At 67.4% G+C, this 26067-nt stretch carries 21 protein-coding genes; 7 read left to right on the top strand and 14 right to left on the bottom strand.

All coding sequences use genetic code 11. The annotated features are described in order from the left end of the window. Positions 1-50 precede the first annotated feature (50 nt). The 8 genes from pilH to purB all read right to left on the bottom strand — a co-directional run bounded on the left by pilH (position 51) and on the right by purB (position 11274). Positions 51-416 (bottom strand): twitching motility response regulator PilH, encoded by a 366-nt coding sequence (pilH, locus tag OD750_RS07090; RefSeq protein WP_263543805.1) that lies wholly within the window; start codon positions 414-416, stop codon positions 51-53. Between the two features lie 140 nt (positions 417-556). Continuing rightward, entirely contained in the window at positions 557-1555 is a 999-nt protein-coding gene (locus tag OD750_RS07085; RefSeq protein ID WP_263543804.1) for a YhdH/YhfP family quinone oxidoreductase, read from the bottom strand. Positions 1556-1767: 212 nt separating this feature from the next. Beyond that, complete coding sequence (gene lpdA / locus OD750_RS07080; protein WP_263543803.1) at positions 1768-3192, bottom strand: dihydrolipoyl dehydrogenase; 1425 nt, start codon at positions 3190-3192, stop codon at positions 1768-1770. Between the two features lie 173 nt (positions 3193-3365). Then, positions 3366-4613: a 2-oxoglutarate dehydrogenase complex dihydrolipoyllysine-residue succinyltransferase gene (gene odhB / locus OD750_RS07075; RefSeq protein ID WP_263543802.1), complete on the bottom strand. Its 1248-nt coding sequence runs from the start codon at positions 4611-4613 to the stop codon at positions 3366-3368. Between the two features lie 93 nt (positions 4614-4706). After that, positions 4707-7553: a 2-oxoglutarate dehydrogenase E1 component gene (locus OD750_RS07070; protein ID WP_263543801.1), complete on the bottom strand. Its 2847-nt coding sequence runs from the start codon at positions 7551-7553 to the stop codon at positions 4707-4709. 175 nt (positions 7554-7728) lie between these two features. After that, complete coding sequence (locus OD750_RS07065; protein WP_263543800.1) at positions 7729-8712, bottom strand: GNAT family N-acetyltransferase; 984 nt, start codon at positions 8710-8712, stop codon at positions 7729-7731. After that, positions 8712-9899, bottom strand: coding sequence for a cupin domain-containing protein (locus OD750_RS07060; RefSeq protein WP_263543799.1), 1188 nt, complete (start codon positions 9897-9899; stop codon positions 8712-8714). The genes OD750_RS07065 and OD750_RS07060 overlap by 1 nt, the downstream gene beginning before the upstream one ends. Before the next feature lie 7 nt (positions 9900-9906). Beyond that, positions 9907-11274 carry an adenylosuccinate lyase gene (gene purB, locus OD750_RS07055; RefSeq protein ID WP_263543798.1) on the bottom strand — a complete coding sequence of 456 codons (1368 nt, stop codon included), beginning with the start codon at positions 11272-11274 and terminating at the stop codon, positions 9907-9909. Positions 11275-11360: 86 nt separating this feature from the next. Between purB and OD750_RS07050 the strand changes: the two genes are divergently transcribed. Together OD750_RS07050 and OD750_RS07045 are read left to right on the top strand one after the other, a co-directional pair. Next, positions 11361-12767, top strand: a complete 1407-nt coding sequence (locus OD750_RS07050) for a class II fumarate hydratase (RefSeq protein WP_263543797.1) — start codon at positions 11361-11363, stop codon at positions 12765-12767. A 246-nt stretch (positions 12768-13013) separates the two neighbouring features. Then, entirely contained in the window at positions 13014-14141 is a 1128-nt protein-coding gene (locus OD750_RS07045; protein WP_263543796.1) for a hypothetical protein, read from the top strand. A 67-nt stretch (positions 14142-14208) separates the two neighbouring features. Here the strand turns inward: OD750_RS07045 and OD750_RS07040 are convergent, their stop codons facing one another. From OD750_RS07040 to OD750_RS07025, 4 genes are read right to left on the bottom strand one after another with little or no spacing between them, the layout of a single operon-like run. Next, complete coding sequence (locus tag OD750_RS07040) at positions 14209-15177, bottom strand: hypothetical protein (RefSeq protein WP_263543795.1); 969 nt, start codon at positions 15175-15177, stop codon at positions 14209-14211. After that, entirely contained in the window at positions 15174-16031 is an 858-nt protein-coding gene (locus OD750_RS07035) for an ABC transporter ATP-binding protein (RefSeq protein ID WP_263543794.1), read from the bottom strand. Before OD750_RS07035 ends, OD750_RS07040 begins: the two co-directional genes overlap by 4 nt. After that, positions 16028-16402 carry a GntR family transcriptional regulator gene (locus OD750_RS07030; RefSeq protein WP_263543793.1) on the bottom strand — a complete coding sequence of 125 codons (375 nt, stop codon included), beginning with the start codon at positions 16400-16402 and terminating at the stop codon, positions 16028-16030. Before OD750_RS07030 ends, OD750_RS07035 begins: the two co-directional genes overlap by 4 nt. 6 nt (positions 16403-16408) lie before the next feature. Continuing rightward, complete coding sequence (locus OD750_RS07025; protein WP_263543792.1) at positions 16409-16747, bottom strand: hypothetical protein; 339 nt, start codon at positions 16745-16747, stop codon at positions 16409-16411. A gap of 187 nt (positions 16748-16934) precedes the next feature. Between OD750_RS07025 and OD750_RS07020 the strand changes: the two genes are divergently transcribed. Continuing rightward, positions 16935-17486, top strand: a complete 552-nt coding sequence (locus tag OD750_RS07020; RefSeq protein ID WP_263543791.1) for a glutathione peroxidase — start codon at positions 16935-16937, stop codon at positions 17484-17486. 61 nt (positions 17487-17547) lie between these two features. Here OD750_RS07020 and OD750_RS07015 read toward each other — a convergent pair whose 3' ends face one another. Together OD750_RS07015 and OD750_RS07010 are read right to left on the bottom strand one after the other, a co-directional pair. Continuing rightward, positions 17548-19269 carry a bifunctional sulfate adenylyltransferase/adenylylsulfate kinase gene (locus OD750_RS07015; protein ID WP_263543790.1) on the bottom strand — a complete coding sequence of 574 codons (1722 nt, stop codon included), beginning with the start codon at positions 19267-19269 and terminating at the stop codon, positions 17548-17550. Positions 19270-19327: 58 nt separating this feature from the next. Then, positions 19328-21217: an ATP-binding cassette domain-containing protein gene (locus OD750_RS07010; protein ID WP_263543789.1), complete on the bottom strand. Its 1890-nt coding sequence runs from the start codon at positions 21215-21217 to the stop codon at positions 19328-19330. A 218-nt stretch (positions 21218-21435) separates the two neighbouring features. On the opposite strand from OD750_RS07010, the gene bamJ reads away from it, so the two are divergent. From bamJ to gmd, 4 genes are all read left to right on the top strand, one after another. Then, positions 21436-22188 (top strand): BamJ family beta-barrel-assembly machinery protein, encoded by a 753-nt coding sequence (bamJ, locus tag OD750_RS07005; protein ID WP_263543788.1) that lies wholly within the window; start codon positions 21436-21438, stop codon positions 22186-22188. A 107-nt stretch (positions 22189-22295) separates the two neighbouring features. Beyond that, positions 22296-23645 carry a UDP-glucose dehydrogenase family protein gene (locus OD750_RS07000; protein ID WP_263543787.1) on the top strand — a complete coding sequence of 450 codons (1350 nt, stop codon included), beginning with the start codon at positions 22296-22298 and terminating at the stop codon, positions 23643-23645. Beyond that, complete coding sequence (locus tag OD750_RS06995) at positions 23642-24940, top strand: nucleotide sugar dehydrogenase (protein ID WP_272841844.1); 1299 nt, start codon at positions 23642-23644, stop codon at positions 24938-24940. The genes OD750_RS07000 and OD750_RS06995 overlap by 4 nt, the downstream gene beginning before the upstream one ends. After that, positions 24937-26067, top strand: coding sequence for a GDP-mannose 4,6-dehydratase (gene gmd, locus OD750_RS06990; RefSeq protein ID WP_263543786.1), 1131 nt, complete (start codon positions 24937-24939; stop codon positions 26065-26067). Before OD750_RS06995 ends, gmd begins: the two co-directional genes overlap by 4 nt.

Raw genomic sequence — 26067 nt, 5'->3', positions numbered from 1 at the left:
AAAACGGGAGCCTTCGGGCTCCCGTTGCTTTCTTCCGCCGATCGCCGCGTTTACGCCGGCAGCAGCTCGTTGATCGTCTTGACGAGTTCGGCCTCGTTGATCGGCTTGGTGACATAGGCCTTCGCGCCCTGGCGCATGCCCCACACCTTGTCGGTTTCCTGGTCTTTCGTCGTGACGAGGATGATCGGGATGTGGCTCGTCTTGGCCTCGCGCGAAATGGTGCGCGTCGCCTGGAAGCCGTTCAAGTTCGGCATCACGACGTCCATCAGGATCAGATCCGGAATTTCCCGCTTGGCGACCTCGACGCCCGCAGCGCCGTCTTCGGCGGTGATGATGTCGTGGCCCATTTTCTCGACGATGCGTTTGAGCCCCAGAAGCTGGGACTGGGAATCGTCAACGATCAGGATTCGCGCCATGATTGCCTCGTATAGCCCCTGTATGCCGCACGGCGGCTTCGGCATTCTACCGGGCGGCCGGGGGTTGTCCAACACTCGTTCGAACGGTGTCCGAAAACCTGTGACGCGGTTCGCCGCCCCGCGGTCCGGCGCGTTTTGAATCAGCCGATGCGCACGAGTGTGCGGCCGAGCGAACCGCCGGCGAGCATCGTGTCGAAAACGCCGGGCAGTTCGTCGAGCGCGACTTCGCGCGTGCAGATCGTTTCGAGGTGCGCGGGCTTCCACGCGCTGGCGAGGCGTTCCCACACGGCGTCGCGGATCGGCCGCGCCGTGCCGGACGAGGCGATGCCGAGCAGGCTCACGCCACGAATGATGAACGGCATCACCGTGGTGGCGAGATCGTGGCCGCCGGCGAGGCCGCAGCTCGCGATATTGCCGTAGGGATGGATCACGCGCGTCAGGCCCGCGAGCATTTCGCTGCCGACGTTGTCGATCGCGCCGCCCCAGCGGCTCGTCTCGAGCGGGCGCTGGCCCCAGTACAGTTCCTTGCGCGAAATGCACTGGCTCGCGCCGAGGCCGATCAGGAAATCAAATTGTTCCAATTTGCCGGTGATCGCGTGCGCTTCGTAGCCGGCGCGCACGAGGATGTCGATCGCGAGCGACCCGACGCCGCCGGTCGCGCCGGTGACGACGACGGGGCCGAGTTCGGGCGTCTGGCCGTTCTGCTCCATGCGATACAGCGACAGCGCGGCGGTGAAGCCGGCGGTGCCGAGGATCATCGATTCGCGCAAGGTGAGGCCCGGCGGCAGCGGAATCGCCCAGGCGGCTTCGAGGCGCACGTATTCGGAGTAGCCGCCGTCGCGGCCTTCAGACAGCCCGCTGCCGGTACACAGCACGGCGTCGCCTTCCTTGAACGCCGGATCGTTCGACGCGACGACGTAGCCGGCGACGTCGATGCCGCCGTTGAGCGGAAACTGGCGCAGGATCTTGCCCTTGCCGGCACCGGCGAGCGCGTCCTTGTAGTTGACCGACGAGTAGGCCGCCTTAATGACGATTTCGCCGGGCGAGAGATCGTCGACGCCGATGTCTTCGAGGCCGGCGCGATGACCCTTGGCGTCGTTATGGATGCGGAACGCGCGGAAGGTGGCGGGGATGGTCATGGTGTCCTCGGATTTCGTGGGACTGGTGCTCGACGCGATCTTGCGCGTCACCCCCTCATCCCATCCTTCTCCCCCAACGCGGTTGGGGGAGAAGGAGTCGAGGATTCACGCTTTGCGCCGCTTTAGCCCTCTCCTCCAAGCTTGCTTGGGGGAGAGGGTTGGGTGAGGGGGCGGCGCCAAGGTTTTCGTTGCGAGAACGGCGCTGCAGAACCTCAATTCGTCTTGTGAATCGCCCGCTTGTCCACCGCCAGCGCCGCCTCGTGCACCGCTTCGGACAACGTCGGATGCGCATGGCAGATGCGCGCGAGGTCCTCGGCCGAGCCGTGGAACTCCATCGCGACCACCGCCTCGTGCACCATTTCCGACACGCACGCGCCGACCATGTGCACGCCGAGCAGGCGATCGGTTTCCGCGTGCGCGATCACCTTCACCAGGCCCGCCGTTTCGTTCATTGCGACCGCACGGCCGATCGCCGCGAACGGGAACGAGCCCGTCTTGTACGGCACGCCTTCGGCCTTCAACTGCTCTTCGGTCTTGCCGACCCAGGCGATTTCCGGTTCCGTGTAGATCACCCACGGCACCGTGTCGAGATTGACGTGGCCCGGCTTGCCCGCGATCAGTTCGGCGACGGCGATGCCTTCTTCCGAACCCTTGTGCGCCAGCATCGGACCGCGCACGCAGTCGCCGATCGCCCACACGCCTTCGACGCCCGTGTAGCAGTGCTCGTCGACCGCGATGCGACCGCGCTCGTCGACGTTGACGCCCGTGCCTTCGGCCAGGAAACCGCGCGTGTGCGCGCGGCGGCCCACGGCCACCAGCAGCTTGTCGACGACGAGGCTCTGTTCGCCCTTCGCATCGGTGTAGGTGAGGTGCACTTCCTCGCCCTTGATGTCGGCCTTCGACAGCTTCGCGCCGAGGCGGATGTCGAGACCCTGTTTCTTGAACTCGCGCGCGGCGGCCTTGGCGACGTCCTGGTCGGCGGCGGCAAGGAAGTCCGGCAGCGCTTCGAGGATCGTCACTTCGGCGCCGAGGCGCTTCCACACGCTGCCGAGCTCGAGGCCGATCACCCCGGCGCCGATCACGCCGAGGCGCTTGGGCACGCTCGTGAAGTCGAGTGCGCCGGCATTGTCCACAATGTATTTGTTGTCGAATTTCGCGAACGGCAGTTCGATCGGCACCGAGCCCGTCGCGATGATGACGTTGGTCGCGGTCAGCTCGGTCACCGTGCCGTCGAGGCCCTTCACCGATACCGCACGGTTGGCTTTCAGCGTCGCGTAGCCCGCGTACGGGGTGACCTTGTTCGCCTTGAACAGCAGCGTGATGCCGCCGGTGAACTGTTTGACGATCTTGTCCTTGCGGCCGACCATCGTGTTTACATCAATGGAAGGGTTGGCAGCACTGATGCCGTGCACGGCAAAGCTATGCGTCAAATTATGGAACTGCTTGGACGAGTCGAGCAGCGCCTTGGACGGAATGCAGCCGACGTTCAGGCAGGTGCCGCCGAGCGCGGGCTTGCCGTCCTTGCCGACGAAGTCGTCGATGCAGGCGGTCTTGAGACCCAGTTGCGCGGCGCGGATGGCCGCGACATAGCCGGCAGGGCCGGCGCCGATGACGATGACGTCGTAGTTCTCGCTCATGTTCTATCCCTGGCAGTGGCCCCGCTCGCATCGAGCAGGGCGCGTGAATAGGGCAGTCTTGCCGGATTCGTCATCCCGGCGGAGGCCGGGATGACAGGAGCGAGCCGATGTGTCGACGTCGATGCGCGCTCCGCGAACCCGTCTGCCGTGCAGATGGGTTCGCAGCCCCGCGCTTAAAGGCCCAGCAGCATCTTGTGCGGGTTTTCCAGCTGGTTCTTGATGTCGACCAGGAACAGCACGGCGTCTTTGCCGTCGATGATGCGATGGTCGTAGCTGATCGCCACGTACATCATCGGCGCGGCGACGACCTGGCCGTTCTCGACGACCGCGCGGTCTTTGATCGCGTGCATGCCGAGGATCGCGCTCTGCGGCGGGTTGACGATCGGCGTGGAGAACAGCGAGCCGAACGTGCCGCCGTTGGTGATCGTGAACGTGCCGCCGGCGAGGTCGTCGAGCGTCAGCCCGCCTTCGCGCGCCTTCTTCGCGTAGTTCGCGATCGCCTTCTCGATGTCGGCGAAGCTCATGTTCTGTGCGTCGCGCAGCACCGGCGTGACGAGGCCCTTGTCGGTCGACACCGCGACCGAGATGTCCTGGTAGCCGTGATAGATCACGTCGTTGCCGTCGACCGACGCGTTGACGATCGGATGGCGCTTGAGCGCTTCGGCCGCGGCCTTGACGAAGAAGCTCATGAAGCCGAGCTTGATGCCGTTCGACTTCTCGAACTGCTCGCCGAGCTCCTTGCGCATCGCCATGACCTTGCCGAGGTTGATCTCGTTGAACGAGGTCAGCATCGCGATCGAGTTCTTCGACTGCATCAGGCGCTCGGCGATCTTCGCGCGCATGCGCGTCATCGCCACGCGTTCTTCCGGACGCGAACCCGGCGTCGGCTTGGCGGCCGGCGCGGCGGGCGCCGACGGAGCCGGCGCCGCGGCGGCCTGGCCGCCCGAGCGCATGAAGTTGACGAGGTCTTCCTTCGTCACGCGGCTGTCGCGGCCGGTGCCGGCGACGTTGGCCGGGTCGATCGCGTTTTCGGTCGCGACGCGGCGGCCGGCCGGCGACAGGTCGTCGACCTTCGCGGCGGGCGCGGCGGGCGCGGCGGGGGCGGCGGCCGGTGCCGGAGCGGCGGCTTTGGGCGATTCGGCCTTCGGCGCCTCGGTCTTCGCCGGCGCTGCGGCGGCGCTCGCGCCTTCCTCGATCACCGCGATGATTTCCTGGCTGTTGACCGTGTCGCCGGTGTTGCGGCGAATTTCCTTGAGCACGCCGTCGGCCGGCGCCGGCACTTCAAGCACGACCTTGTCGGTTTCGAGGTCGACGAGGTTTTCGTCGCGCTTGACCGCGTCGCCCGGCTTCTTGTGCCAGCTCGCGATGGTCGCGTCGGACACGGATTCCGGCAGAACCGGCACTTTGACTTCGATGGCCATCTTGAAAGACTCCCTCATGAAAACGCGCCGCGCCCTGACGGCGGCGAGCCCGAAATATTACTCCGCCGCGCGCCGCGCGGCGGATCGCAACCGCTATTCCGACGCGTGGTCCAGGCCGGCCGGCGCGACCAGCGCCTGTTCGACCAGGGCCGCCTGCTCGGCGACATGGGTGTTGTAGTGGCCGCAGGCCGGCGCCGGCGAGCGCGCACGGCCCGCGTACGACAGGCTGTGCTCGTTGTTGCCGATGCACGAACGCAGATGGTGCTGGATCTGGTACCACGCGCCCTGGTTCATCGGCTCTTCCTGGCACCAGACCACTTCCCGGGCCGCCGGATATTTCGCGAGCTGCGCCTTCACCTCGGCGCGCGGGAACGGGTAGAGCTGCTCGACGCGCACGATCGCCACGTCGGTGATGCCGCGCTTTTCGGCATCGTCGACGAGGTCGAAGTACACCTTGCCCGAACAGAACACGACGCGGCGCACCTTCTGGCCCGGCTTCGCGGTGGAGTCGGGAATCACGAGCTGGAAGCCGCCGCTGGCGAGATCGTCGAGCGTCGACACCGCGAGCTTGTGGCGCAGCAGCGATTTCGGCGTCATGACCACGAGCGGCTTGCGGCAGTCGCGCACGAGCTGGCGGCGGATCATGTGGAACGCCTGCGCCGGCGTCGTCGGTACGCACACCTGCATGTTGTTGAGCGCGCACAGCTGCAGGAAGCGCTCCAGGCGCGCCGAGGAATGCTCGGGACCCTGGCCTTCGTAGCCGTGAGGCAGGAACAGCGCGAGGCTCGACAGGCGGCCCCATTTGGCTTCGCCGGAGCTGATGAACTGGTCGATGACGACCTGCGCGCCGTTGGCGAAGTCGCCGAACTGCGCTTCCCACACGACCAGCGTGTTCGGCTCGGACGTCGTGAAGCCGTACTCGAACGCCATCACGGCTTCTTCGGACAGCACCGAGTCGATCACCGCGACGTTGGCGCCCGCGCGCACGTTGCCGAGCGGCAGATACGTGCCGTCGGTCTTCTGGTCGTGCAGCACCGCGTGACGATGGAAGAACGTGCCGCGGCCGACGTCCTGGCCGACCACGCGCAGGTCGAAGCCTTCGGCGACGAGCGTCGCGTACGCGAGGTTTTCGGCGAAGCCCCAGTCGAGCGCCTGCGCGCCGGCGGCCATCTTGGCGCGGTCTTCGTAGATCTTCGCCACGCGCGGATGCAGCACGAGTTCGGGCGGCAGGTTCAGAAGGCTCTGGGCGAGCGCGACGAGCTTGTCCTTCGCGACGCCGGTGTTCGCCGGCAGGTCGAGCTTGCCGTCGATGAACTTCGACCAGTCGAGCGCGTAAGGATCCTTGAAGCCCGGATCGAGTTCGGCGACCGGCTGGCCCGCTTCGAGCTTCTTGCGGTAGCCGTCGACCAGCGCCTGCGCGTCGCCCTCGGCGATCACGCCGTCGGCGGCCAGCTTCTTGGCGTACAGCTCGCGCGTGGTCGGACGCGCGCGGATGACCTGATACATCACCGGCTGCGTCGCGGCCGGCTCGTCGGCTTCGTTGTGGCCGTGGCGGCGATAGCAGACGAGGTCGATCACGACGTCGCGGCGGAACTTCTGGCGGAAGTCGAACGCGAGCTGCGCGACGAACAGCACGGCTTCGGGATCGTCGCCGTTCACATGGAACACCGGCGCGTTCACCATCTTCGCGACGTCGGTGCAGTAGTGCGTCGAGCGCGCGTCTTCCGGATTCGACGTGGTGAAGCCGACCTGGTTGTTGATGACGATGTGCACGCTGCCGCCGACCGCGAAACCGCGCGCCTGCGACATGTTGAAGAGTTCCATCACCACGCCCTGGCCCGCGAACGCGGCGTCGCCGTGGATCAGGACCGGCATCACCTGCGTGCGGTCGGCGTCGCCGCGGCGCGTCTGGCGCGCGCGCACCGAACCTGCGACCACCGGGTCGACGATTTCCAGGTGCGACGGATTGAACGCGAGCGCGACGTGGACGGTATGACCGGTCGTCCTGACGTCGGCCGAGAAGCCCATGTGGTACTTCACGTCGCCCGAATGCGCCGGATCGTCCGGGTGGTCGAACTTGCCTTCGAATTCGGCGAACAGCTTCTGCGGTGCCTTGCCGAGCGTGTTGACGAGCACGTTCAGGCGGCCGCGATGGGCCATGCCGAGAATCATGTCCTTGACGCCGTCGGCGCCGCCGCGCTGCACGAGTTCGTCGACGAGCGGAATCAGCGAGTCGCCGCCTTCGAGCGAGAAGCGCTTCTGGCCGACGTATTTCGTATGCAGGTAGCGCTCGAGACCTTCGGCCGCGGTCAGGCGTTCGAGCAGGCGCTTCTTCGCGTCGGCCGACAGGCCGAAGCGGCCGCCGGCGCGCTCGAGCTGCTCGTGCACCCAGCGGCGCTGCTCGGCGTCGCTGATGTGCATGAACTCGGCGCCGATCGTGTCCGCGTACGTCGCCTTGAGCAGCGCGACGAGATCCTTGAGTTTCAGGCGGGCCGGACCGGACAGCGAGCCGGTCGAGAATTCGGTGTCGAGATCGCCGTTGTCGAGTCCGTGGAACGCGAGTTCCAGGTCGGGCGCCGGCAGTTTCGCGGCGAGGCCGAGCGGATCGAGGTTCGCCGCGAGATGACCGCGCGAGCGGTACGCCGTGACGAGCTTGAGCACGCCGGCCTGCTTGTGCGAGGCGGCTTCGTCGACGCGCGAGGCGGCCGAGGTCGCCGCGACGCCGCGGCCGTTGGCTTTCTGCGCGGCTTCGATGCGCGCGATCGCGTCGCTGTGCGGCACGTCGCCGCGGCCTTTGAAGCCGTCGAAGTAGCGCTGCCATTCGACCGACACCGAGTTCGGGTCGCGCAGCCAGGATTCGTACAGGTCTTCGATGAAGCCGGCGTTGCCGCCGGAAAGCTGGGAGGTCTCACGGAACAGCTGGATCAGGTTCGCGGTCACGTCGGGAATCACCGGGCTTCGGCGTGCCGCATGCACGCCTGATGGAACGATCGGGGTCGATCGAAACTACGGGATTATACGCCCAACGTGTTGCGATGCGGCAAGGCGACGTTGGTCATAAGTACGGGGTTTTCGACAAGTTTTTTGCGTTTTGCCACGCCGATGCGCAACGGCGTCACAAGTGCAGCTGGCGCAGTTCCTCGCTGGGCGTCGAGCGCTCCCACACTTGGTTGAAGTATTCCTGCAGCTGCGCGTGCCGGCCCGGGGAGTAGGTGTGCGCTTCGCCCTCGTAGCGGCTGCCGAGCGTGCGGAAGTAGTAGCCGCGCCGGTCGGTGATGAGGAATGCCGATGCGTAGTGCAGGTCGTCCTCGGTGTCCGGCGTGCGCAGCACGAACACGCTCGGCAGGCGCCGGGCGAGGTGGATCAGGCGGTGGCCGTCGCGCGCGGGCACGGCCGGCTGCTGGATCACGATGCGCACGCTCGCGCCGCGGCCCGACACGCCGATGCGCTTGAACGCGTCGAGCACGGCCTCGTTGTCGTACAGGTCGGCGTCGAGATCGCGCGTGTAGATGCACACGTCGTGGCGCGCCTGCGCGAGGAGTTCGAGCACCGCGGCGAGCGCCTGTTCGCGGTTTTCGACGACCGTGAGTTTCGGTTCCGGCGTCTCGTCGAGCCGCGCGACGGGCTTGTACGGCGCCTCGGCGGGCGCGAGTTCGAGCCGCATCATGCAGTGCGGGATGTCGCATTCCATGAACTCGTCGCCGTAAGGCGCGAAGCCGAAACGCGAATAGAACGGGATCGCATAACTCTGCGCGTGCATTTCGAGCGCCGGGTAGCCGATCTGCCGCGCGCGCTCGATCAGCGCGCGCATGATCGCGTCGCCGACGTGCTTGCCGCGCCACGACGCGAGTACCGCCATGCGGCCGATCTTGTGGTCGGGCGTCAGGCGGCCGGTGCCGATCGGCGCGTCGTTCGCGTCGCGCGCCACGACGTGGATCGAGCGCGCGTCGAGATCGTCCCATTCCTCGTGCGCGGGAATGTTCTGGCCGAGGATGAACACTTCGGTGCGCACGTGGCGCAGGTCGGCCTGGTCGCGTTCGGTCTTCCAGTCGGCGGGTTCGATGCGAAAGCCCGAGTCCATCAGCGAGGTGTCGATCATCAGCGGCTCCGGCGCGGTCGGGTCATCACGTGGTTGCCGTCGTTGACGAGCGCGAGCAGCGCCGCGCGGTCGCGCGCGTCGAGCGCGGCGAGGGCGCTCGCGTCGATCTCGCGGCGTTCGCAGACGAGCCTGGCGAACGCGAGCGACGACGTGTAGGCGTGTCCGGCGGTATACAAGGTCGCGCCGTCGCCGGCCTGCGCCCACGCCGTGCGCGCCCACGGGTAGCGCGCGACGCCACCGCCTTTGTCGATCGCGGCGTCGAGCTGCGCCGCGGTGACGGGTTTCGCCGGCGGCTGCGGCGTCTGCGCCGAGCGGTAGCGCGTGATGAAGCGGCCGAACCAGGCGTCGAGCGCGGCGTCGTCGAGGTCGCGCAACGCGGCGAGCGCATGGCGCGCGCGCGCGAACGCGGCGGCGTCGATCTCGTGCGGATCGGCAGGTTCGGCAAGGTCGGCGTCGCCGTAGCGATCGTCCTCGGTCAAGGGTTCGGCGACCGTGTCGACGAGGTCGGCGAGGAGTTCCGAGACCGCCGGCGCGCGCATGCCGACCGACAAGGTCATGCAGTCGCCGACCGCGACGCCGTCGTGCGGGACGCCGGGCGGCAGATACAGCACGTCGCCGGGTTCGAGCATGAAGTCGTGCGTCGGTTCGAATTGCGCGAGGAGTTTCAGCTCGACGTCGTCGCGGAACGCGGTCGGCGCGTCCGGATCGTCGCTGATCTTCCAGTGCCGCTTGCCGAGGCCCTGGACGAGAAACACGTCGTACTGGTCGACGTGCGCGCCGACGCCGCCGCCGTCGACGGCGTACGAGATCATCACGTCGTCGACGCGCCAGCGCGGCAGGAAGCGAAAACGTTCGAGCAGCTGCGCGATGTCGGCGTCCCACTTGTCGACGTCCTGCACGAGCAGCGTCCAGTGCGTGCGCGGAAGCTTGGCAAAGTCTTTTTCGTCGAACGGGCCGGAACGCACCGACCAGCGGTCGCGCTTGACGTCGTGCTGGATCAGCCGCGACAGCGCGGCGTCTTCGCAGGCGAGGCCGGCGAGATCTTCCGGTGCGATCGGCACGGTCCAGTCGGCGAGCGCGCCACGGATCAGGAGCGGGCGCTTCTGCCAGTAGTCGCGCAGGAATGCCGCGGGCGTCATGCCGAGCGGCAGCGCCTGCGTCGCACGGACTTCGATCGGTAGCTTCATCGCGAACTCAGACGGCGAGGGCCAGCGTTTGGGCAAGGCCGGTGTAGGTCGCCGGCGTGAGGTCGACGAGGCGCCGCTTCGCGTCGGCCGGCAGGTCGAGACCCGCGACGAACTCGCGCATCGCCTCGCGCGTGATGCCGTGGCCGCGCGTGAGCGCCTTCAACTGCTCGTACGGATTGGGCAGGCCGTGGCGGCGCATGACCGTCTGCACGGCTTCGGCGAGCACTTCCTGGCTCGCGTCGAGATCGGCGGCGAGACGATCCGGATCGGCCTTGAGCTTGGCGAGGCCGCGGCCGAGCGCGTCGAGCGCGATCAGGCTGTGGCCGAACGCGGTGCCGAGCGTGCGCAGCACGGTGGAATCGGTGAGGTCGCGCTGCCAGCGGCTGATCGGCAGCTTCGCGCCGAAGTGCTCGAACAACGCGTTGGCGATGCCGAGGTTGCCTTCGGCGTTTTCGAAATCGATCGGATTGACCTTGTGCGGCATCGTCGACGAGCCGACTTCGCCGGCCTTGAGCGCCTGGCGGAAATAGCCGAGCGAGATGTAGCCCCACACGTCGCGCGCGAAGTCGACGAGGATGGTGTTCAGGCGGCGCATCGCGTCGCCGATCTCGGCGATGCAGTCGTGCGGCTCGATCTGCGTCGTGTACGGGTTGAACGAAAGGCCGAGGCCTTCGACGAAGGTCTGCGCGAACGCCGGCCAGTCGACGTCGGGATACGCGACGACGTGCGCGTTGTAGTTGCCGACGGCGCCGTTGATCTTGCCCGACAGTTCCACCGCGGCGATCTGCCGGCGCTGGCGCTCGATGCGCGCGACGACGTTCGCGATTTCCTTGCCGAGCGTCGTCGGCGACGCGGTCTGGCCGTGCGTGCGCGACAGCATCGGCTGGCCGGCGAACGCGTGCGCCATCTGGCGTAGCGTCGCGGTCAGCTTGTCGATCGCCGGCAGCAGCACGCGCTCGCGCGCGTCGGCGAGCATCAGCGAGTAGGCGAGGTTGTTGATGTCCTCGCTGGTGCACGCGAAATGCACGAATTCGAGCGCGGGTTTGAGTTCCGCGTCGCCGGCGATGCGCTCCTTGATGAAATATTCGACAGCTTTGACGTCGTGGTTCGTCTCGCGCTCGATCGTCTTGACGCGCTCGGCGTCGTCGAGCGAAAAACCTTCGGCCAGCGCCGTCAGCGCGCGGCGCGACGCCTCGCCGAACGCCGGAACTTCGGCGATCGCCGGATGCTCGGACAGCGCCAGCAGCCAGCGCACCTCGACCAGAACGCGCCGATGCATCAGGCCGAATTCGCTGAAGATCGGGCGCAAGGGGTCGGCTTTGGCGGCGTAGCGGCCGTCGAGCGGCGACAGGGCGGTGAGGCTGTTGGCGGTCATGGGGGCGCAAAGTGGCGGGCAAGAAGCGGAATGATACACCGGGTATACTTGCCGGTCTGACCCCCATTCCTCTTCCGGACCGATGCATGAGCGACTATCGCACCGAGCATGACAGCATGGGCGAGTTGCGCGTGCCCGCGGCTGCGCTGTACGGCGCGCAGACGCAGCGCGCCGTACAGAACTTCCCGATCTCGGGCCTGCGCATGCCGCGCGGCTTCATCCGCGCGCTGGGCCTGATCAAGGCCGCGATGGCGCAGGTCAACGCCGACCTCGGGCACTTGAAGCCCGGCGTCGCCAAGGCGATCCGCAAGGCTGCCGAGCGCGTCGCGGCCGGCGAATTCGACGCCGAATTTCCGATCGACGTGTTCCAGACCGGCTCCGGCACGTCGACGAACATGAACGCGAACGAGGTGATCGCGACGCTGGCCAACCGCGCCGGCGGCAAGCTCGCGGTGCACCCGAACGACCACGTCAACATGGGCCAGAGCTCGAACGACGCGATCCCGACCGCGATCGGCGTGTCGGGCGTGCTGGCCGTGCACGAGCAGTTGCTGCCGGCGTTGAAGCATCTGCGCGCGACCATAGAAAAACGCGCCAAGTCGCTGACGAAGGTCGTGAAAACCGGCCGCACGCACCTGATGGACGCGATGCCGCTGACGTTCGCGCAGGAGTTCGGCGCCTGGGCCGCGCAGCTTTCGTCCGGCATCGAGCGCCTCGAAGACAGCACCCGGCGCCTGCGCCGGCTGCCGCTCGGCGGCACGGCGATCGGCACCGGCATCAACGCCGATCCGCGCCAGGGCAAGCTCGCGGCGAAGGCGCTGACGGCGCTCGCCGGCGTCAAGTTCGAAAGCGCGCCGAACCTGTTCGAAGGCATCGCGTCGCAGGACGCCGCCGTCGAGCTGTCGGGCCAGCTCAACGCGCTCGCGTGCACGCTGATGAAGATCGCCAACGACCTGCGCTGGATGAATTCCGGTCCGCTCGCGGGCCTCGGCGAGATCGAGCTGCCGGCGCTGCAGCCGGGCTCGTCGATCATGCCGGGCAAGGTCAATCCGGTGATTCCCGAAGCGGTGGCGATGGTCTGCGCGCAGATCATCGGCAATCACGCGACGATCACGATCGCCGGACAAAGTGGAAATTTTCAACTCAACGTGATGCTGCCGGTGATCGCGTACAACCTGCTGCAGTCGATCGAGCTCGCGGCGAACGTGTCGCGGCAGCTGGCCGACGCCGCCATCGCGGGTCTCGCCGTGCGCGAGGACCGCGTGCGCGAGGCGCTGGCGCGCAACCCGATCCTGGTGACGGCGCTCAACCCGGTCGTCGGCTACGAAAAGGCAGCGGCGATGGCGAAGAAGGCGTATCGCGAACGGCGGCCGATCCTCGACGTCGCGCGCGAGGAAAGCGGCCTGTCCGACGCCGAGCTTGCGCGACTGCTCGATCCGGCGGCGCTGACCCGCGGCGGCATCCATGGCGGCGGAGGTTCGGCCGGCGGCTGAGTGGCGACGGCGACGGTCCTGCGGCCGTTGCAAAAACACGCGTCATGTCGAACAGCACATGCCCCGAAACGCCCGCCCGGCACAATGCGAGCGATTTACTCCGGGGTTCGGACGTTCGGTTTTGCGGCGGCACGATCGCGCGATCGCGCCGCGTGGGAGCGTGCGGAAGTCTGCCGGCGGCGCTCGCTCGACGTATTGATTGGGCTCAATCTTGTTTCTTTTGCTGATTCTTGTGGAGACTTTGAAATGCTGAAACGTCTGGCTCTCGCCATGGCACTGTTTGCGAGCAGCGCCTGGGCGCAACAGGAGCTTGCGCTGACCGCGAAGGACATCGAGTCCGGCGCGGCCGATGCCAAGCTCGCTGAACTCGGCCGTCAGGCCGCCGTCACCGGCCGCGAGGTCGTGGTCAACGCGCCGAAGGAATGGCACGCGAAAATCGCCGCGAAGGTGAAGGCCGGCGGCAAGGCCGACGTCAAGCTCAACGACAGCTTCTTCGAGAACGTCGTCGTGCGCGTCAGCGACAAGGCCGCGCCGAAGCCGGCCGAACCCGTCGAACCGCCGAAGCCGGCCGTCGCCCCGAAGCCGGCCCCAGCGCCCAAGCCGGTCGAAACGCCGAAGCCGGCCACCCCCGTTGCGGCACCCAAGCCGGTCGAACCGCCGCCGGCGCCCGCGCCGAAGCCGGTCGAAACGCCGCCGCCCGCACCGGTCGAACCCGCGCCGGCCCCTGTCGCGCCGCCGCCGGCGCCGGTCGAAGCGCCGAAACCCGCCGCGCCGGCACCGGCCGTCGCATCGCCCGCCGATCCGTCGGTCGCCGTGCGTCAGCGCCTGCTGCAGTCGCTGAACGAAGGCCGTCCGGCCGCGGGCGATCTCGACGTGTCGCAGCTGCAGAAGGGCGACACCGTCTACATCGAAGGCAGCGTGCGCGCCGTCGTGCGTCGCGACCGCCTGAAGACCGCGCTGCACTGGCTGGCCGGCGAGCTCAATCCCAAGCGCGCCGAACTGCGTCCGCTCGGCGAGAACCGCTACGAAGTGCTCGAACCGCTGTCGGCCGGCGAAGTGTCGCTGCGCAACGACCCGACCGGCGCGCCGCAGCTGTTCACGGGCAAGATTCCGGGCGACGGCGATGCCGAGCGCCTGGACCTGGAAAAAGCCTACGGCGAAGGCCGCACGATCACGCGTTCGGCACGCGCCGACCAGTTGAAGCAGGGCGACATCCTGTATCTGGGCAAGTCGGCCGGCGTCGTGGTACGCCGCGACGGCACGACGCTCGTGCGCTACTGGCTCGACGGCGGCATCGACCTGAATCAGCGCGGCCTGCAGAAAGACAAGGACAGCGCGAGCAAGTACCGCGTGCTGAGCGACAACATTCGCTGAGCATCGCGTTTCGGGACAAAAAAAGGCCGCCCTCGGGCGGCCTTTTCGTTTTGGCGTCGCGCGGCGCTTACGAATCGTCGCGCCAGCGGCGCAGCCAGATCGCGGCGGCAATCATCGCGGCGCCCGCCGCCGCGCCGATCCACAGCGACGGCAGCGTCAGCACGTGGGCGAAGCCGGTGCTGTTGAACACCGTGGCGAGGTCGGACGGCAGGCGCGAGCGCTCCATCTGGTTGCCGACGTGGTCGAAGTCGATCCAGCCGCCCGGCAGGATGCTCAACAGGGCGCGGCCGACGATGTGGTGCCAGAACCACGTGCTCGGCACGTGCAGGTTGTTGATCGCATCGTAGATCGCGAGCACGGTGCCGGTACCGACCGGAATCAGCACGGCCCACAGGAACGGCACGCGCCGGGCGAAGGCCGAGCACAGCATCAGCCAGCCGATCGTCGGCAGCGCCCACAGCGCGTTGACCGGCACGAGCGCCACGAGCTTGACGACGACCATCAGCGGCGATGCGTTGAGCCAGATCACCGTGAACGGATTGATGCCGTAGAACGCGAACACGATCGACAGCAGCACGAGGTAGATGAGCAGCGTCGCGAACGTCGCGACGAGCGCGAGCAGCGGCGCGACGAACATCACCGTCACGACCTTCGACAGCACGGTCTGCACGTCCGACACCGGCAGCGACTTCCAGAACAGCACGCTGCGGTCGCGCCGCTCGTCGTAGAGCGAACCCAGCAGGTAGAAGAAGCTGACGATGCCGAGCAGGCAGGCGATCGGTATCGAGAGCATGTACATGCTGACGTTGATCGCTGCGCCGACCTGTTCGAGCTGCTGCGGCGTCGCCGCGCGGCTGATGTCGTCGAGATTGAGGTTGCCCACGACGATGCCGTGGCGGTTCGCGGTCATGAGCGCGGTGACGAGCGCGAACGCGATCATCAGCACGAGCACCACGCCGGTGATCAGCGGCACCCATTTGAAGCCGCCGCGATGCTCCCAGTATTCGCGCTTGAGGAGCCAGGTGAACGTGTTCATGCGTAGGTCCCCTTCATGGTGGCGACGAACAGGTCGGCGATGCTCGGCTTGTGCACTTCGCCGAGTTCGGCCAGACGCGGCTTGTCGACGCCGTCGAACAGAAAGATCGATTTGCCGAAGATCTGCCGCTCGCCGAGCGGCGACAGCGCGCGGGCGCGTTCGGCCTTGTCCGGCGCGACCATGACTTCGGCGAAGCGCTCGGCGAGATCGTCCATCGACGTGTCGAGAATGATCTTGCCGTCGCGGATGAACATGAGGTCGGTCAGGATGTGCTCGATCTCCTCGACCTGATGCGTCGTGACGACGATGGTCTTCTCGTCGTCGAAGTAGTCGTTCAGCAGGCTCTGGTAGAACTCCTTGCGATACAGGATGTCCAGGCCCAGCGTCGGTTCGTCGAGCACGAGCAGCTTCGCGTCGATCGCCATGACGAGCGCCAGATGCAGCTGCACGATCATGCCCTTGGACATTTCGCGCACGCGCATGTCGGGCTTGAGCTTGGTGCGTTCGATGAAATGCCGGCACTTTTCGCGCGAGAAGCGCGGGTGCACGCCGGCGACGAAATCGACGGCCTCGCGCACGCGGATCCAGCGCGGCAGCACGGCGACATCGGCGATGAAGCACACCTGCTGCATCAGTTCGTGGCGCTGCTTGCGGGGGTCCAGACCCAGCACCGACAGCTCGCCTTCGACGTCGGTGAGGCCGAGCATCGCCTTGAGCGCGGTGGTCTTGCCGGCGCCGTTCGGACCGATCAGGCCGACGATGCGGCCGGGCGCGATCGAAAAGCTCGCGCCGTCGAGCGCGCGGTTGGCGCCGAAACGCTTGACGAGGTTTCGGGCTTGCACCACTGCGCTCATGCCGATTCTCCTTCCTGCTTGCGGCTTTCCTGCATCAGCCGGTCCATGTCGAGGCCCAGGCGCTTCAGGCGCGCGTACAGTGCCGGCCATTCCTCGCGCAGGAAGCGTTCGCGCTCGTTCTTGAGCAGCGCGTCCCGTGCGCCTTCGTTGACATACATACCCAATCCTCGCCGTTTCTCGACCAACTGTTCGTCCACCAATTCCTGGTAGGCCTTGGACACCGTGATCGGATTCAACTGGAAATCCGCGGCGACCTGGCGAACCGAGGGAAGGGCGTCCCCCTCGTTCAGCACGCCGTCCAGGATCATCGCCACGACGCGGTCGCGCAGCTGGCGGTAGATCGGGGCGCTGTCGTTCCAGGTGATGCTCATACGTCGTTATTCCCGGCTGACTTGCGGCAGTACTTTGCCGAACGAATAGTAGGGCATGTCGAAAGCGAGTCTCGGCGATCCGTTCGCGGCCAGGCGCGTCGGACCCGGCGCGGCGGCGCTCGCGGCGACCGGCGTTGCGCGGGCCAGCGCGACGTCTTCCTTGCTCGGGCGAACGGTCACTTCGGGCAGCGTGACGATTTCGGCGATGCGCTCGGGAGCGACGCGCGGCGCGGGAGCGGCGGGCCGGGGCGCGGCGACCGGTGCGCGCGCGGAACGTTCGACGGACGCGCCGATCGCGAAGAACGAAGCGGCGAACAGTACGGTGGCGACGACCTGCGGTTTCATGACGGCTCCTGGTGTTCGATTTGACTGGTGTTGTAGTGAACTATAACACCTAATCTGCGAGGGTCAAGCACTTTTTCGCAAGCGGTGTCTCAGCCGGCCGGCGGAGTCGAAAACTGCTGCGGACACAAGCACTTGTTGCGCACTCGCGCTATGCTCGCGCTTCTCTCACCGCGTGCCGGAGTGTGCTATGCGCCGTTTTTCCGTGATCTGGCTGGCCCTGGGCCTCGTTTCGACATCGGCCTACGCGTGCAGCGATCTGTTGAACGCCGATTACCGGCCGCTCGCCGGCAAGGAAAAGGTCAACCTGTGCAAGCAGTACGAGGGCAAGGTGCTGCTCGTCGTGAACACCGCGAGCAAGTGCGGCTTCACGCCGCAATACGAGGGCCTGGAGGCGCTCAACGCGAAATACGCGGACAAGGGCTTCGCCGTGCTCGGCTTTCCGTCGAACGACTTCAAGCAGCAGGAGCCGGGCTCCGAAAAGGAGATTCAGGATTTCTGCACGCTGACCTACGGCGTGAAGTTTCCGATGTTCGAGAAGGTGCACGTCACGAAGGAGCAGGCGACGCCGCTGTACGCGAAGCTCGCCGACGCGAGCGGCGGGCGTTATCCCACTTGGAACTTCTATAAATATCTCGTCGGCCGCGACGGCAAGGTGATCGGCGACTTCCCGAGCAAGGTGGCGCCGGACGCGCCCGAGCTCGTCGGCGCGATCGAGAAGGCGATAGCGGCGCCGAAGTAATCGCGACGCAATCGGCGTCGCGGACGGGCGATCCGGCGCGACGCCGGATCGCCCGCGAGGATCAGTCTCTCGGCCGGATCAGGCCGAGGCTTTCGAGCTTCAGCACGATGCGCTGCACCGCTTCGTCCGGAGCGATGTCGCTCGTATCGATGCGCAGCTCCGGCGATTCGGGCACTTCGTACGGATCGCTGACGCCGGTGAATTCCTTGAGCTTGCCCGCGCGCGCCAGCGCGTAGAGGCCTTTGCGGTCGCGCTGTTCGCACACGTCGATCGGCGTTGCGATATGCGTTTCGACGAACAGGCCGTACTGCGACACCATCTCGCGCACCTCGCGGCGCGCCTGCGCGTACGGCGCGATCGGCGCGCAGATCGCGATGCCGCCGTTCTTCGTGATCTCGCTCGCGACGAAGCCGATGCGCTGCACGTTGAGGTTGCGGTGTTCTTTCGAGAACCCGAGTTCGCTCGACAGGTGCTTGCGCACGATGTCGCCGTCGAGCAGCGTGACCGGCCGCGTGCCGAGTTCGAGCAGGCGCACGAGGAGCGCATTGGCGAGCGTCGACTTGCCCGCGCCGGAAAGGCCGGTGAAGAACACCGTGAAACCCTGCTTGTGCCGCGCCGGGTGCGTGCGGCGCAGCTCGTCGATCACTTCGGGATACGTGAACCACTCCGGCACGTCGAGCCCTTCGTGCAGGCGCCGGCGCAGTTCGGTGCCGGAAATGTTCAGCACCGTTTCGCCGGGCGCGATCTCGTCGGCCGGCGCGTACTGCGCGCGCTCCTGCACGTAGACCATTTCCTGGAACGGCACCATCGCGATGCCGAGTTCGTCGTGATGGCGCGCGACGAGTTCCTGCGCATCGTAGGGGCCGTAGAACGGCTTGCCGTCGGCGCCGTTGCCGGGGCCGGCATGGTCGCGGCCGACGATGAAATGCGAACAGCCGTGGTTCTTGCGGATGATCGCGTGCCACAGCGCCTCGCGCGGGCCGCCCATGCGCATGGCCAGGTGCAGCAGCGACAGCAGCGTCGTCTGCTCGGGGTAGTGCGCGATCAGCTTCTCGTAGCAGCGCACGCGCGTGTAGTGGTCGATGTCGCCGGGCTTGGTCATGCCGACGCTCGGGTGTATCAGGAGATTCGCCTCGGCGATCTGCGCGGCGCGGAACGTGAGTTCGAGGTGCGCGCGATGCATCGGGTTGCGCGTCTGGAACGCCACGATGCGGCGCCAGCCGAGCTTGTCGAAATGCGCGCGCACTTCGCGCGGCGACAGGCGCAGGTGGCGAAAATCGTAGTGCGGCGCCGCTTCGATCGCGCGCACGCGACCGCCGAGATAGATCGGGTTCGCGCGGTCGACGAGATACGCGACGCCCGCGTGCAGGCGGTCGGTCGTGCCGAACACGTCGCGAGCCTCCGCTTGCCGATCGGGTTCCCAGCGGTCGGCGACGTCGAGGATCGCGAGGATCACGCCCTCGGGATCGCGCAGCGCCACTTGCGCCCCGTCGCCGAGCTTGTCGGCGAATTCGCGGCTGACGTCGAGCGTGACCGGCATCGGCCAGAGCGTGCCGTCGGCGAGGCGCATGTCGCGGCACACCGATTCATAGTCGGCGCGCCCGAGAAAGCCTTCGAGCGGCGAGAACGCGCCGTTGGCGAGGAGTTCGAGATCGCACAGCTGGCGCGGCGTGAGATCCCACGCCGGCAGTTGCGCGGCTGCGTGCTTGAGCGCTTCGCGCTCGCCGGCGGCGACGAAGAGATCGACGAGACGGCCGCCGTGCGGCGCGATCAGTTGGCTCATGGCGTGGCGGGTTCCAGTGGTCTGTGAAAGAGTGATTGATGAAAGTGGATGGTGATATTCAACCGGATGCCTGTTCGAGCGCTTCCTGCGCGTGCAGCCAGTCTTCCTCGAGCTGCGCGAACTGTGCGCGCAGCTCGGCGACGAGGCGCGTCAGCTCGCCGATGCGCGGCGACGACGGCTGCTCGTACAACGCCGGGTCCTGCAGTTGTTCCTCGGCCTTGCGCTTCTTCGCGTCGACCTCGGCCATGCGCTTTTCGATGCGCGTGACTTCGTTCTTCATCGGCGCGAGCCGCGCGCGCTGCTCGGCGCGTTCGCGGCGATCGTCCTTGCGTGTGCCGCCGGCGGGCGCCGCCGCGCTCGCCTCGGCGTCGGCCGCGGCCGTCTGCCGGAGCACGATGCGGGCGTAGTCTTCGAGATCGCCGTCGTACGGCTGCAGGCGTCCGCCGCCGACGAGATAAAGCGTCTCGCAGCAGGTGCGGATCAGCGAGCGATCGTGCGCGACGAGCACCAGCGCGCCGTCGAAGCCGTTGATCGCTTCGGTCAGCGCCTCGCGCATGTCGAGGTCGAGATGGTTCGTCGGTTCGTCGAGCAGCAGCAGGTTGGGGCGCTGCCACACGGTCAGCGCGAGGCACAGGCGCGCCTTCTCGCCGCCGGAGAACGGCGCGACGAGTTCGAGCGCGCGCTCGCCGAGAAAGCCGAAGCCGCCGAGGAAGTCGCGCGCGGCCTGTTCGCCGAGCGCGGGGTCCAGGCGCTTCAAGTGTTCGACCGCGCTCGCGCGCGGATCGAGCTGTTCGAGCTGGTGCTGCGCGAAATAGCCGATCTTGAGGCCCTTGGCCTCGAAGCGCTCGCCTTCGCGCACCGCGATCGCGCCGGACAGCAGCTTGATCAGCGTCGACTTGCCCGCGCCGTTGGCCCCGAGGAGCGCGATGCGGTCGCCGGGCACGAGGCTCAGCTTGACGCCGGAGAGCACCGTGCGGTCGCCGTAGCCGGCTGCGGCCTCGTCGAGCCGAGCGAGCGGATACGGCAGCGCCTCGGGTTCGCGAAATTCGAAGCGGATCGACGAGGCGGCGCGCACCGGCGCGATCTCGACCATGCGTTCGAGCGCCTTGACGCGGCTTTGCGCCTGGCGCGCCTTGCTCGCCTTGGCCTTGAAGCGGTCGACGAAGCTTTGCAGATGGGCGCGTTCGCGCTGCTGGCGTTCGTACTGGGCCTGCTGCAGCACGAGCCGTTCGGCGCGCTTGCGCTCGAAGCCCGACAGCGTGCCGGCGAAGAGTTCGACGCGCTCGTCGGCGATTTCCAGCACGTGGCTGACGACATTGTCCAGAAATTCGCGGTCGTGCGAGATCAGGAGCAGCGTGCCCGGATAGCGGCGCAGCCATTCTTCGAGCCAGAACACGGCGTCGAGGTCGAGGTGGTTCGTCGGTTCGTCGAGCAGCAGCAGGTCGGAACGGCACATCAGTGCCTGTGCAAGATTCAGGCGCATGCGCCAGCCGCCCGAAAATTCCGACACGTGGCGCGGCTCGTCGGCCGCGACGAAGCCGAGGCCGTGCATCAGCGCGCCGGCGCGCGCGGGCGCCGCGTAACCGCCGATCACGTGCAGGCGTTCGTGCAGCGCCGCCTGGCGCACGGCGTCGTGCGCGGCTTCGGCGGCGGCCAGGTCGCGCTCGATCGCGCGGTATTCGACGTCGCCGTCGAGGACGTAGTCGAGCGCCGACCGGGCGAGCGCCGGCGTTTCCTGGCGCACGTGCGCGAGCGTCCAGTCGCGCGGCCGCGAAAATTCGCCGCTGTCGGGCGCCAGTTCGCCGCCGACGAGCGCGAACAGGCTCGACTTGCCGGCGCCGTTGCGCCCGGTAACGCCGACCTTCCAGCCGGCGTGCAACTGGACGGTGGCGTCCTCGAACAGCAGTTTGGAGCCGCGGCGCAGCGCGACCGAATCGAACTTGAGCATCCCGCTAGTGTAGCCGGGGCGGGCTCGGCAGCGCTCGCCGGTGACCGTTCCGGGGCGAATCTGCGGATTCGTTCAGGTTTTCCGGGAACCATTTGAAAACGCGCCTGTCGCAGCCCTCGCGTCGTTTGCCTTCGAACCGGGGCGTCGCCACAATACGCCGCCCCGTAGCGCCTTGCGGCCGTCGGGCCGCCATCCAAAAGAATCTTAGGAGCAACTGCATGAGCCAGTTTTTGCGCAAGAGCCTGACCGCCGCTGCCGTCGTCGCGGCGCTCGGCGCCGCCACCGCGAGCTTCGGCCAGGAGCTGAAGACCGAAAAGGACAAGGTGAGCTACATGGTCGGCATGGACGTGGGCAAGGGCCTGTCCTCGATCAAGGACGAAATCGACATGAAGGTCGTCGTGCAGGCGATCGAAGCGTCGATCAAGGGCGACAAGACCGCCCTGACGCAGGAAGAAGCGCTCAAGATTCGCCAGGACTTCATGACCAAGCTCTCGGCCAAGCGTCAGGCTGAAGAGAAGGCCAAGGCCGAGACCAACAAGAAGGCCGGCGACGAGTTCCTCGCCAAGAACAAGTCCAAGGCCGGCGTGAAGACGACCGCCTCGGGCCTGCAGTACGAAGTGATCAAGCAGGGCACCGGCCCGAAGCCGAAGGACACCGACACCGTCGAAGTGCACTACACCGGCACGCTGCTCGACGGCACGAAGTTCGACAGCTCGGTCGACCGCGGCCAGCCGACCTCGTTCCCGCTCAAGGGCGTGATCCCGGGCTGGACCGAAGGCCTGCAGCTGATGCCGGTCGGTTCGAAGTACAAGTTCTACATCCCGGCGAACCTCGCCTACGGCGAAAACGGCCCGGGTCCGATCGGCCCGAACGCGACGCTGACCTTCGAAGTCGAGCTGCTCAAGATCCTGCCGCCGGCCGCCGAAGCCAAGCCGGCCGCGGAAGCGGCCAAGCCGGCCGAAAAGAAGTAAGACCCGCGAGCGGTACGGTGGGCGCCAACGGGGCGCGGCGAGCGATCGCCGCGCCCCGTTGCGTTGCGAACGGATAAACTGCGTACTTTCGTTCAGGGCAGAACTGCATGAATGTCACCGTCTTCGGCACCGGCTACGTCGGTCTCGTCACCGGCACGTGCCTCGCCGAAATGGGCAACACCGTCGTCTGCGTCGACGTCGACGCGAACAAGATCGCGCGGCTCGAAGCCGGCGAGATTCCGATCTACGAGCCGGGCCTCGAAGATCTCGTGCACGCCAACCACGCCGCGGGCCGCCTGCGCTTCACGATCGAAGCCGCGCCCGCGATCGCGCACGGCGACATCGTCTTCATCGCGGTGGGCACGCCCCCGGACGAGGACGGCAGCGCCGACCTCACGCACGTGCTCGCGGTGGCGCGCACGATCGGGCGGCATCTGGGCGGCTATACGATCGTCGTGAACAAATCCACCGTGCCCGTCGGCACCGCCGACAGGGTGCGCGAGGCGATTTCGGCCGAGCTCGCCGCGCGCGGCGAGACGATCGAATTCGACGTCGTCTCCAATCCCGAATTTCTCAAGGAAGGCGATGCGGTCAACGACTGCATGCGCCCCGACCGCATCATCATCGGCTCGGACAGCGCGCGCGCCGTCGCTCGCCTGCGCGACCTGTACGCGCCGTTCAACCGCAACCACGAACGCATCGTGCCGATGGACGTGCGCTCGGCGGAACTGACGAAGTACGCGGCGAACGCGATGCTCGCGACGAAGATCAGCTTCATGAACGAGATGGCGAACATCGCCGAGCGCGTCGGCGCCGACATCGAGCTCGTGCGCCACGGCATCGGTTCGGACCCGCGCATCGGCTATCACTTCATCTATCCCGGCGCCGGCTACGGCGGTTCGTGCTTTCCGAAAGACGTGCAGGCGCTCGACCGCATCGCCGACGCGCACGGCTACGAGGCGCGTCTGCTGCGTTCGGTCGAGGCGGTCAACCATGCGCAGAAGTCGCGCCTGTTCGAACTGATCCGCGATCACTTCGCGGGCGATCTCGCCGGCCGTACGATCGGCGTGTGGGGCCTTGCGTTCAAGCCGAACACCGACGACATGCGCGAAGCGCCGAGCCGGCGCCTGCTGCAGCAGCTGTGGGACGCCGGCGCGCGCGTGCGCGCGTACGACCCGGAAGCGCGCGCCGAAGCGCGGCACGTGTTCGGCGAACGCGCCGACCTCGTCGTCTGCGACGAAGCCTACGCGGTGCTCGACGGCGCCGACGCGCTGGCGATCGTGACCGAGTGGAAGGCGTTCCGCAGTCCGGATTTCAAGCGCATCGCCGCAAGCCTCGCGCGGCCGACGATCTTCGACGGACGCAACATGTACGAGCCGCGCACCGTCGAAGGCGCCGGCATCGCTTACTACGGCATCGGCCGCGGTCGCAGCGTGCGCGTGCAGGGCGGCCGGTGAGCGCCGCGCTCGCGCCGCTGCCGGCGCAGGACGACACCCGCATCGCCGTCGTCGGCCTCGGCTACGTCGGCCTGCCGCTCGCCGTCGCGTTCGGCGGCGTGCTGCCGACGCTCGGCTACGACGTCGACGCCGCGCGCATCGCCGAACTCGCGCGCGGCATCGACGCGACCGGCGAAGTCGACGCGGCCGAATTCGCCGCCGCGACGTCGCTCGGTTTCTCGGCCGACGCGGCGTCGCTCGACGCCTGCAACGTCTTCGTCGTCGCCGTGCCGACGCCGGTCAACGCGCACAAGTGGCCCGACTTCGCGCCGCTCGTCGCCGCGAGCGACGCGGTCGGCCGGCACATGCGCCGCGGCGCCGTCGTGATCTTCGAATCGACCGTGTATCCCGGCGCGACCGAAGAACACTGCGTGCCGGCTCTCGAACGCGCTTCCGGCCTGCGTTTCAATGTGGATTTCTATGTCGGCTACAGCCCCGAGCGCGTCAATCCGGGCGACCGCGTGCACCGCCTCGCCGACATCGTCAAGGTGACCGCCGGTTCCACGCCGGACGCCGCGCGGTTCGTCGATGCGCTGTACCGGCGCATCATCCGCGCCGGCACGTACTGCGCGACGTCGATCCGCGTCGCCGAAGCGGCCAAGGCCGTCGAGAACACGCAGCGCGACGTCAACATCGCGCTGATGAACGAACTCGCGCTGATCTTCGCGCGGCTCGGCCTCGACACCGAAGAAGTGCTCAAGGCCGCCGGCACGAAATGGAATTTCCTGCCGTTCCGCCCCGGCCTCGTCGGCGGGCACTGCATCGGCGTCGATCCGTACTACCTCATTCACAAGGCGCAGGCCGCGCGCCATCACCCGGAACTGATCAGCGCCGCGCGCCGCATCAACGAGGGCATGAGCACGCACGTGACGGGGCAGGTGCTGCGCCTGATGACGCTCAGTCAAATCAATATCGTCGACAGCCGCGTGCTGGTGCTCGGCGTCACATTCAAGGAAGACTGCCCGGACCTGCGCAACACGCGCGTGCGCGAAATCGTCGAGGATCTCGCGCAGCTCAACGCGCGCGTCGACGTCTACGATCCGCGCGCCGACGCCGACGAGTGCGAGCGCGAATGCGGCATCCGGCCGATACCCGCGCTCGTGCCGGGCACCTACGATGCGATCGTGCTGGCGGTCGCGCATCGCGAGTTTCGCGACATGGGCGCCGCGGCGATCCGCGCGCTCGGCAAGCCGCGCTCGATCGTCTACGACGTGAAGTACGTATTGCCCGCGGCCGACACGGACGGAAGGCTATGACCGGCACCAGGCGTGCGCTCGTCACCGGCATCACCGGGCAGGACGGCGCCTATCTCGCCGAGCTGCTGCTCGCCAAGGGCTACGAAGTGCACGGCGTCAAGCGCCGCACCTCGTCGTTCAACAGCGAGCGCATCGATCACCTGTACCACGAACTCGACGAGGCCGTGCCGAAGGTGCATCTGCACTACGGCGACCTCACCGATTCGCTGAGCCTCCTGCGGCTCGTACAGCTCGTGCAGCCCGACGAGGTCTACAACCTCGGCGCGCAGAGCCACGTCGCCGTGTCGTTCGAGGAGCCCGAATACACCGCGAACGCCGACGCGCTCGGCACGCTGCGCCTGCTCGAGGCGATCCGCGTGCTCGGCATCGGCGAGCGCTGCCGCTTCTACCAGGCGTCGACGTCGGAACTGTTCGGCAAGGTCGCCGCGACGCCGCAGAACGAGGCGACGCCGTTTCATCCGCGCTCGCCGTACGGCGTGGCGAAGCTCTACGCGCACTGGATCACGCAGAACTATCGCGAGGCCTACGGTCTGTACGCGTGCAGCGGCATCCTGTTCAACCACGAATCGCCGATTCGCGGCGAAACGTTCGTCACGCGCAAGATCACGCGCGGCCTTGCGCGCTGCGTGCACGGGCTGCAGCACTGCGTCTACCTCGGCAACCTCGACGCGCGGCGCGACTGGGGGCATGCACGCGACTACGTCGAAGCGCAGTGGCTGATGCTGCAGCAGGCGGCGCCGCGCGACTACGTCATCGCGACCGGCGAACAGCACACCGTGCGCGAATTCGTTGACCTCGCGGCGCGCGCGATCGGCCTCGAACTCGAATTCCGCGGCGACGGCGCCGAAGAACACGCCGTCGTCGCGCGCTGCGACGTCGCGGGCGCAAAGGTCGCGCGCGGCGACGTCGTCGTACGCATTCATGCGCAGTATTTCCGGCCGGCCGAAGTCGATACACTCGTGGGCGATTCCAGCCTCGCGCGGCGCGAGCTCGGTTGGCGTCCGCGCACCGGATTCGCCGCGCTCGTCGACGAAATGGCGCGCGCCGACCTCCTGCTCGCCGAACGCGAAGCCGCCGGGCTGGTAGGATCGCGCCATGGTCGACATCTGATCGAACGCCTGGGTTGA

This window comes from Tahibacter soli (genome assembly GCF_025717065.2).
Taxonomy (GTDB): domain Bacteria; phylum Pseudomonadota; class Gammaproteobacteria; order Xanthomonadales; family Rhodanobacteraceae; genus Tahibacter; species Tahibacter soli.
This window is presented reverse-complemented; position numbering and strand designations above follow the sequence as displayed.

Bases quoted from the DNA above. Each gene is read 5' to 3' on its own strand.
- pilH (WP_263543805.1), bottom strand. From the start codon at position 416: ATGGCGCGAATCCTGATCGTTGACGATTCCCAGTCCCAGCTTCTGGGG.
- OD750_RS07085 (WP_263543804.1), bottom strand. From the start codon at position 1,555: ATGACCATCCCCGCCACCTTCCGCGCGTTCCGCATCCATAACGACGCC.
- lpdA (WP_263543803.1), bottom strand. From the start codon at position 3,192: ATGAGCGAGAACTACGACGTCATCGTCATCGGCGCCGGCCCTGCCGGC.
- odhB (WP_263543802.1), bottom strand. From the start codon at position 4,613: ATGGCCATCGAAGTCAAAGTGCCGGTTCTGCCGGAATCCGTGTCCGAC.
- OD750_RS07065 (WP_263543800.1), bottom strand. From the start codon at position 8,712: ATGATCGACACCTCGCTGATGGACTCGGGCTTTCGCATCGAACCCGCC.
- OD750_RS07060 (WP_263543799.1), bottom strand. From the start codon at position 9,899: ATGAAGCTACCGATCGAAGTCCGTGCGACGCAGGCGCTGCCGCTCGGC.
- purB (WP_263543798.1), bottom strand. From the start codon at position 11,274: ATGACCGCCAACAGCCTCACCGCCCTGTCGCCGCTCGACGGCCGCTAC.
- OD750_RS07050 (WP_263543797.1), top strand. From the start codon at position 11,361: ATGAGCGACTATCGCACCGAGCATGACAGCATGGGCGAGTTGCGCGTG.
- OD750_RS07045 (WP_263543796.1), top strand. From the start codon at position 13,014: ATGCTGAAACGTCTGGCTCTCGCCATGGCACTGTTTGCGAGCAGCGCC.
- OD750_RS07040 (WP_263543795.1), bottom strand. From the start codon at position 15,177: ATGAACACGTTCACCTGGCTCCTCAAGCGCGAATACTGGGAGCATCGC.
- OD750_RS07035 (WP_263543794.1), bottom strand. From the start codon at position 16,031: ATGAGCGCAGTGGTGCAAGCCCGAAACCTCGTCAAGCGTTTCGGCGCC.
- OD750_RS07030 (WP_263543793.1), bottom strand. From the start codon at position 16,402: ATGAGCATCACCTGGAACGACAGCGCCCCGATCTACCGCCAGCTGCGC.
- OD750_RS07025 (WP_263543792.1), bottom strand. From the start codon at position 16,747: ATGAAACCGCAGGTCGTCGCCACCGTACTGTTCGCCGCTTCGTTCTTC.
- OD750_RS07020 (WP_263543791.1), top strand. From the start codon at position 16,935: ATGCGCCGTTTTTCCGTGATCTGGCTGGCCCTGGGCCTCGTTTCGACA.
- OD750_RS07015 (WP_263543790.1), bottom strand. From the start codon at position 19,269: ATGAGCCAACTGATCGCGCCGCACGGCGGCCGTCTCGTCGATCTCTTC.
- OD750_RS07010 (WP_263543789.1), bottom strand. From the start codon at position 21,217: ATGCTCAAGTTCGATTCGGTCGCGCTGCGCCGCGGCTCCAAACTGCTG.
- bamJ (WP_263543788.1), top strand. From the start codon at position 21,436: ATGAGCCAGTTTTTGCGCAAGAGCCTGACCGCCGCTGCCGTCGTCGCG.
- OD750_RS07000 (WP_263543787.1), top strand. From the start codon at position 22,296: ATGAATGTCACCGTCTTCGGCACCGGCTACGTCGGTCTCGTCACCGGC.
- gmd (WP_263543786.1), top strand. From the start codon at position 24,937: ATGACCGGCACCAGGCGTGCGCTCGTCACCGGCATCACCGGGCAGGAC.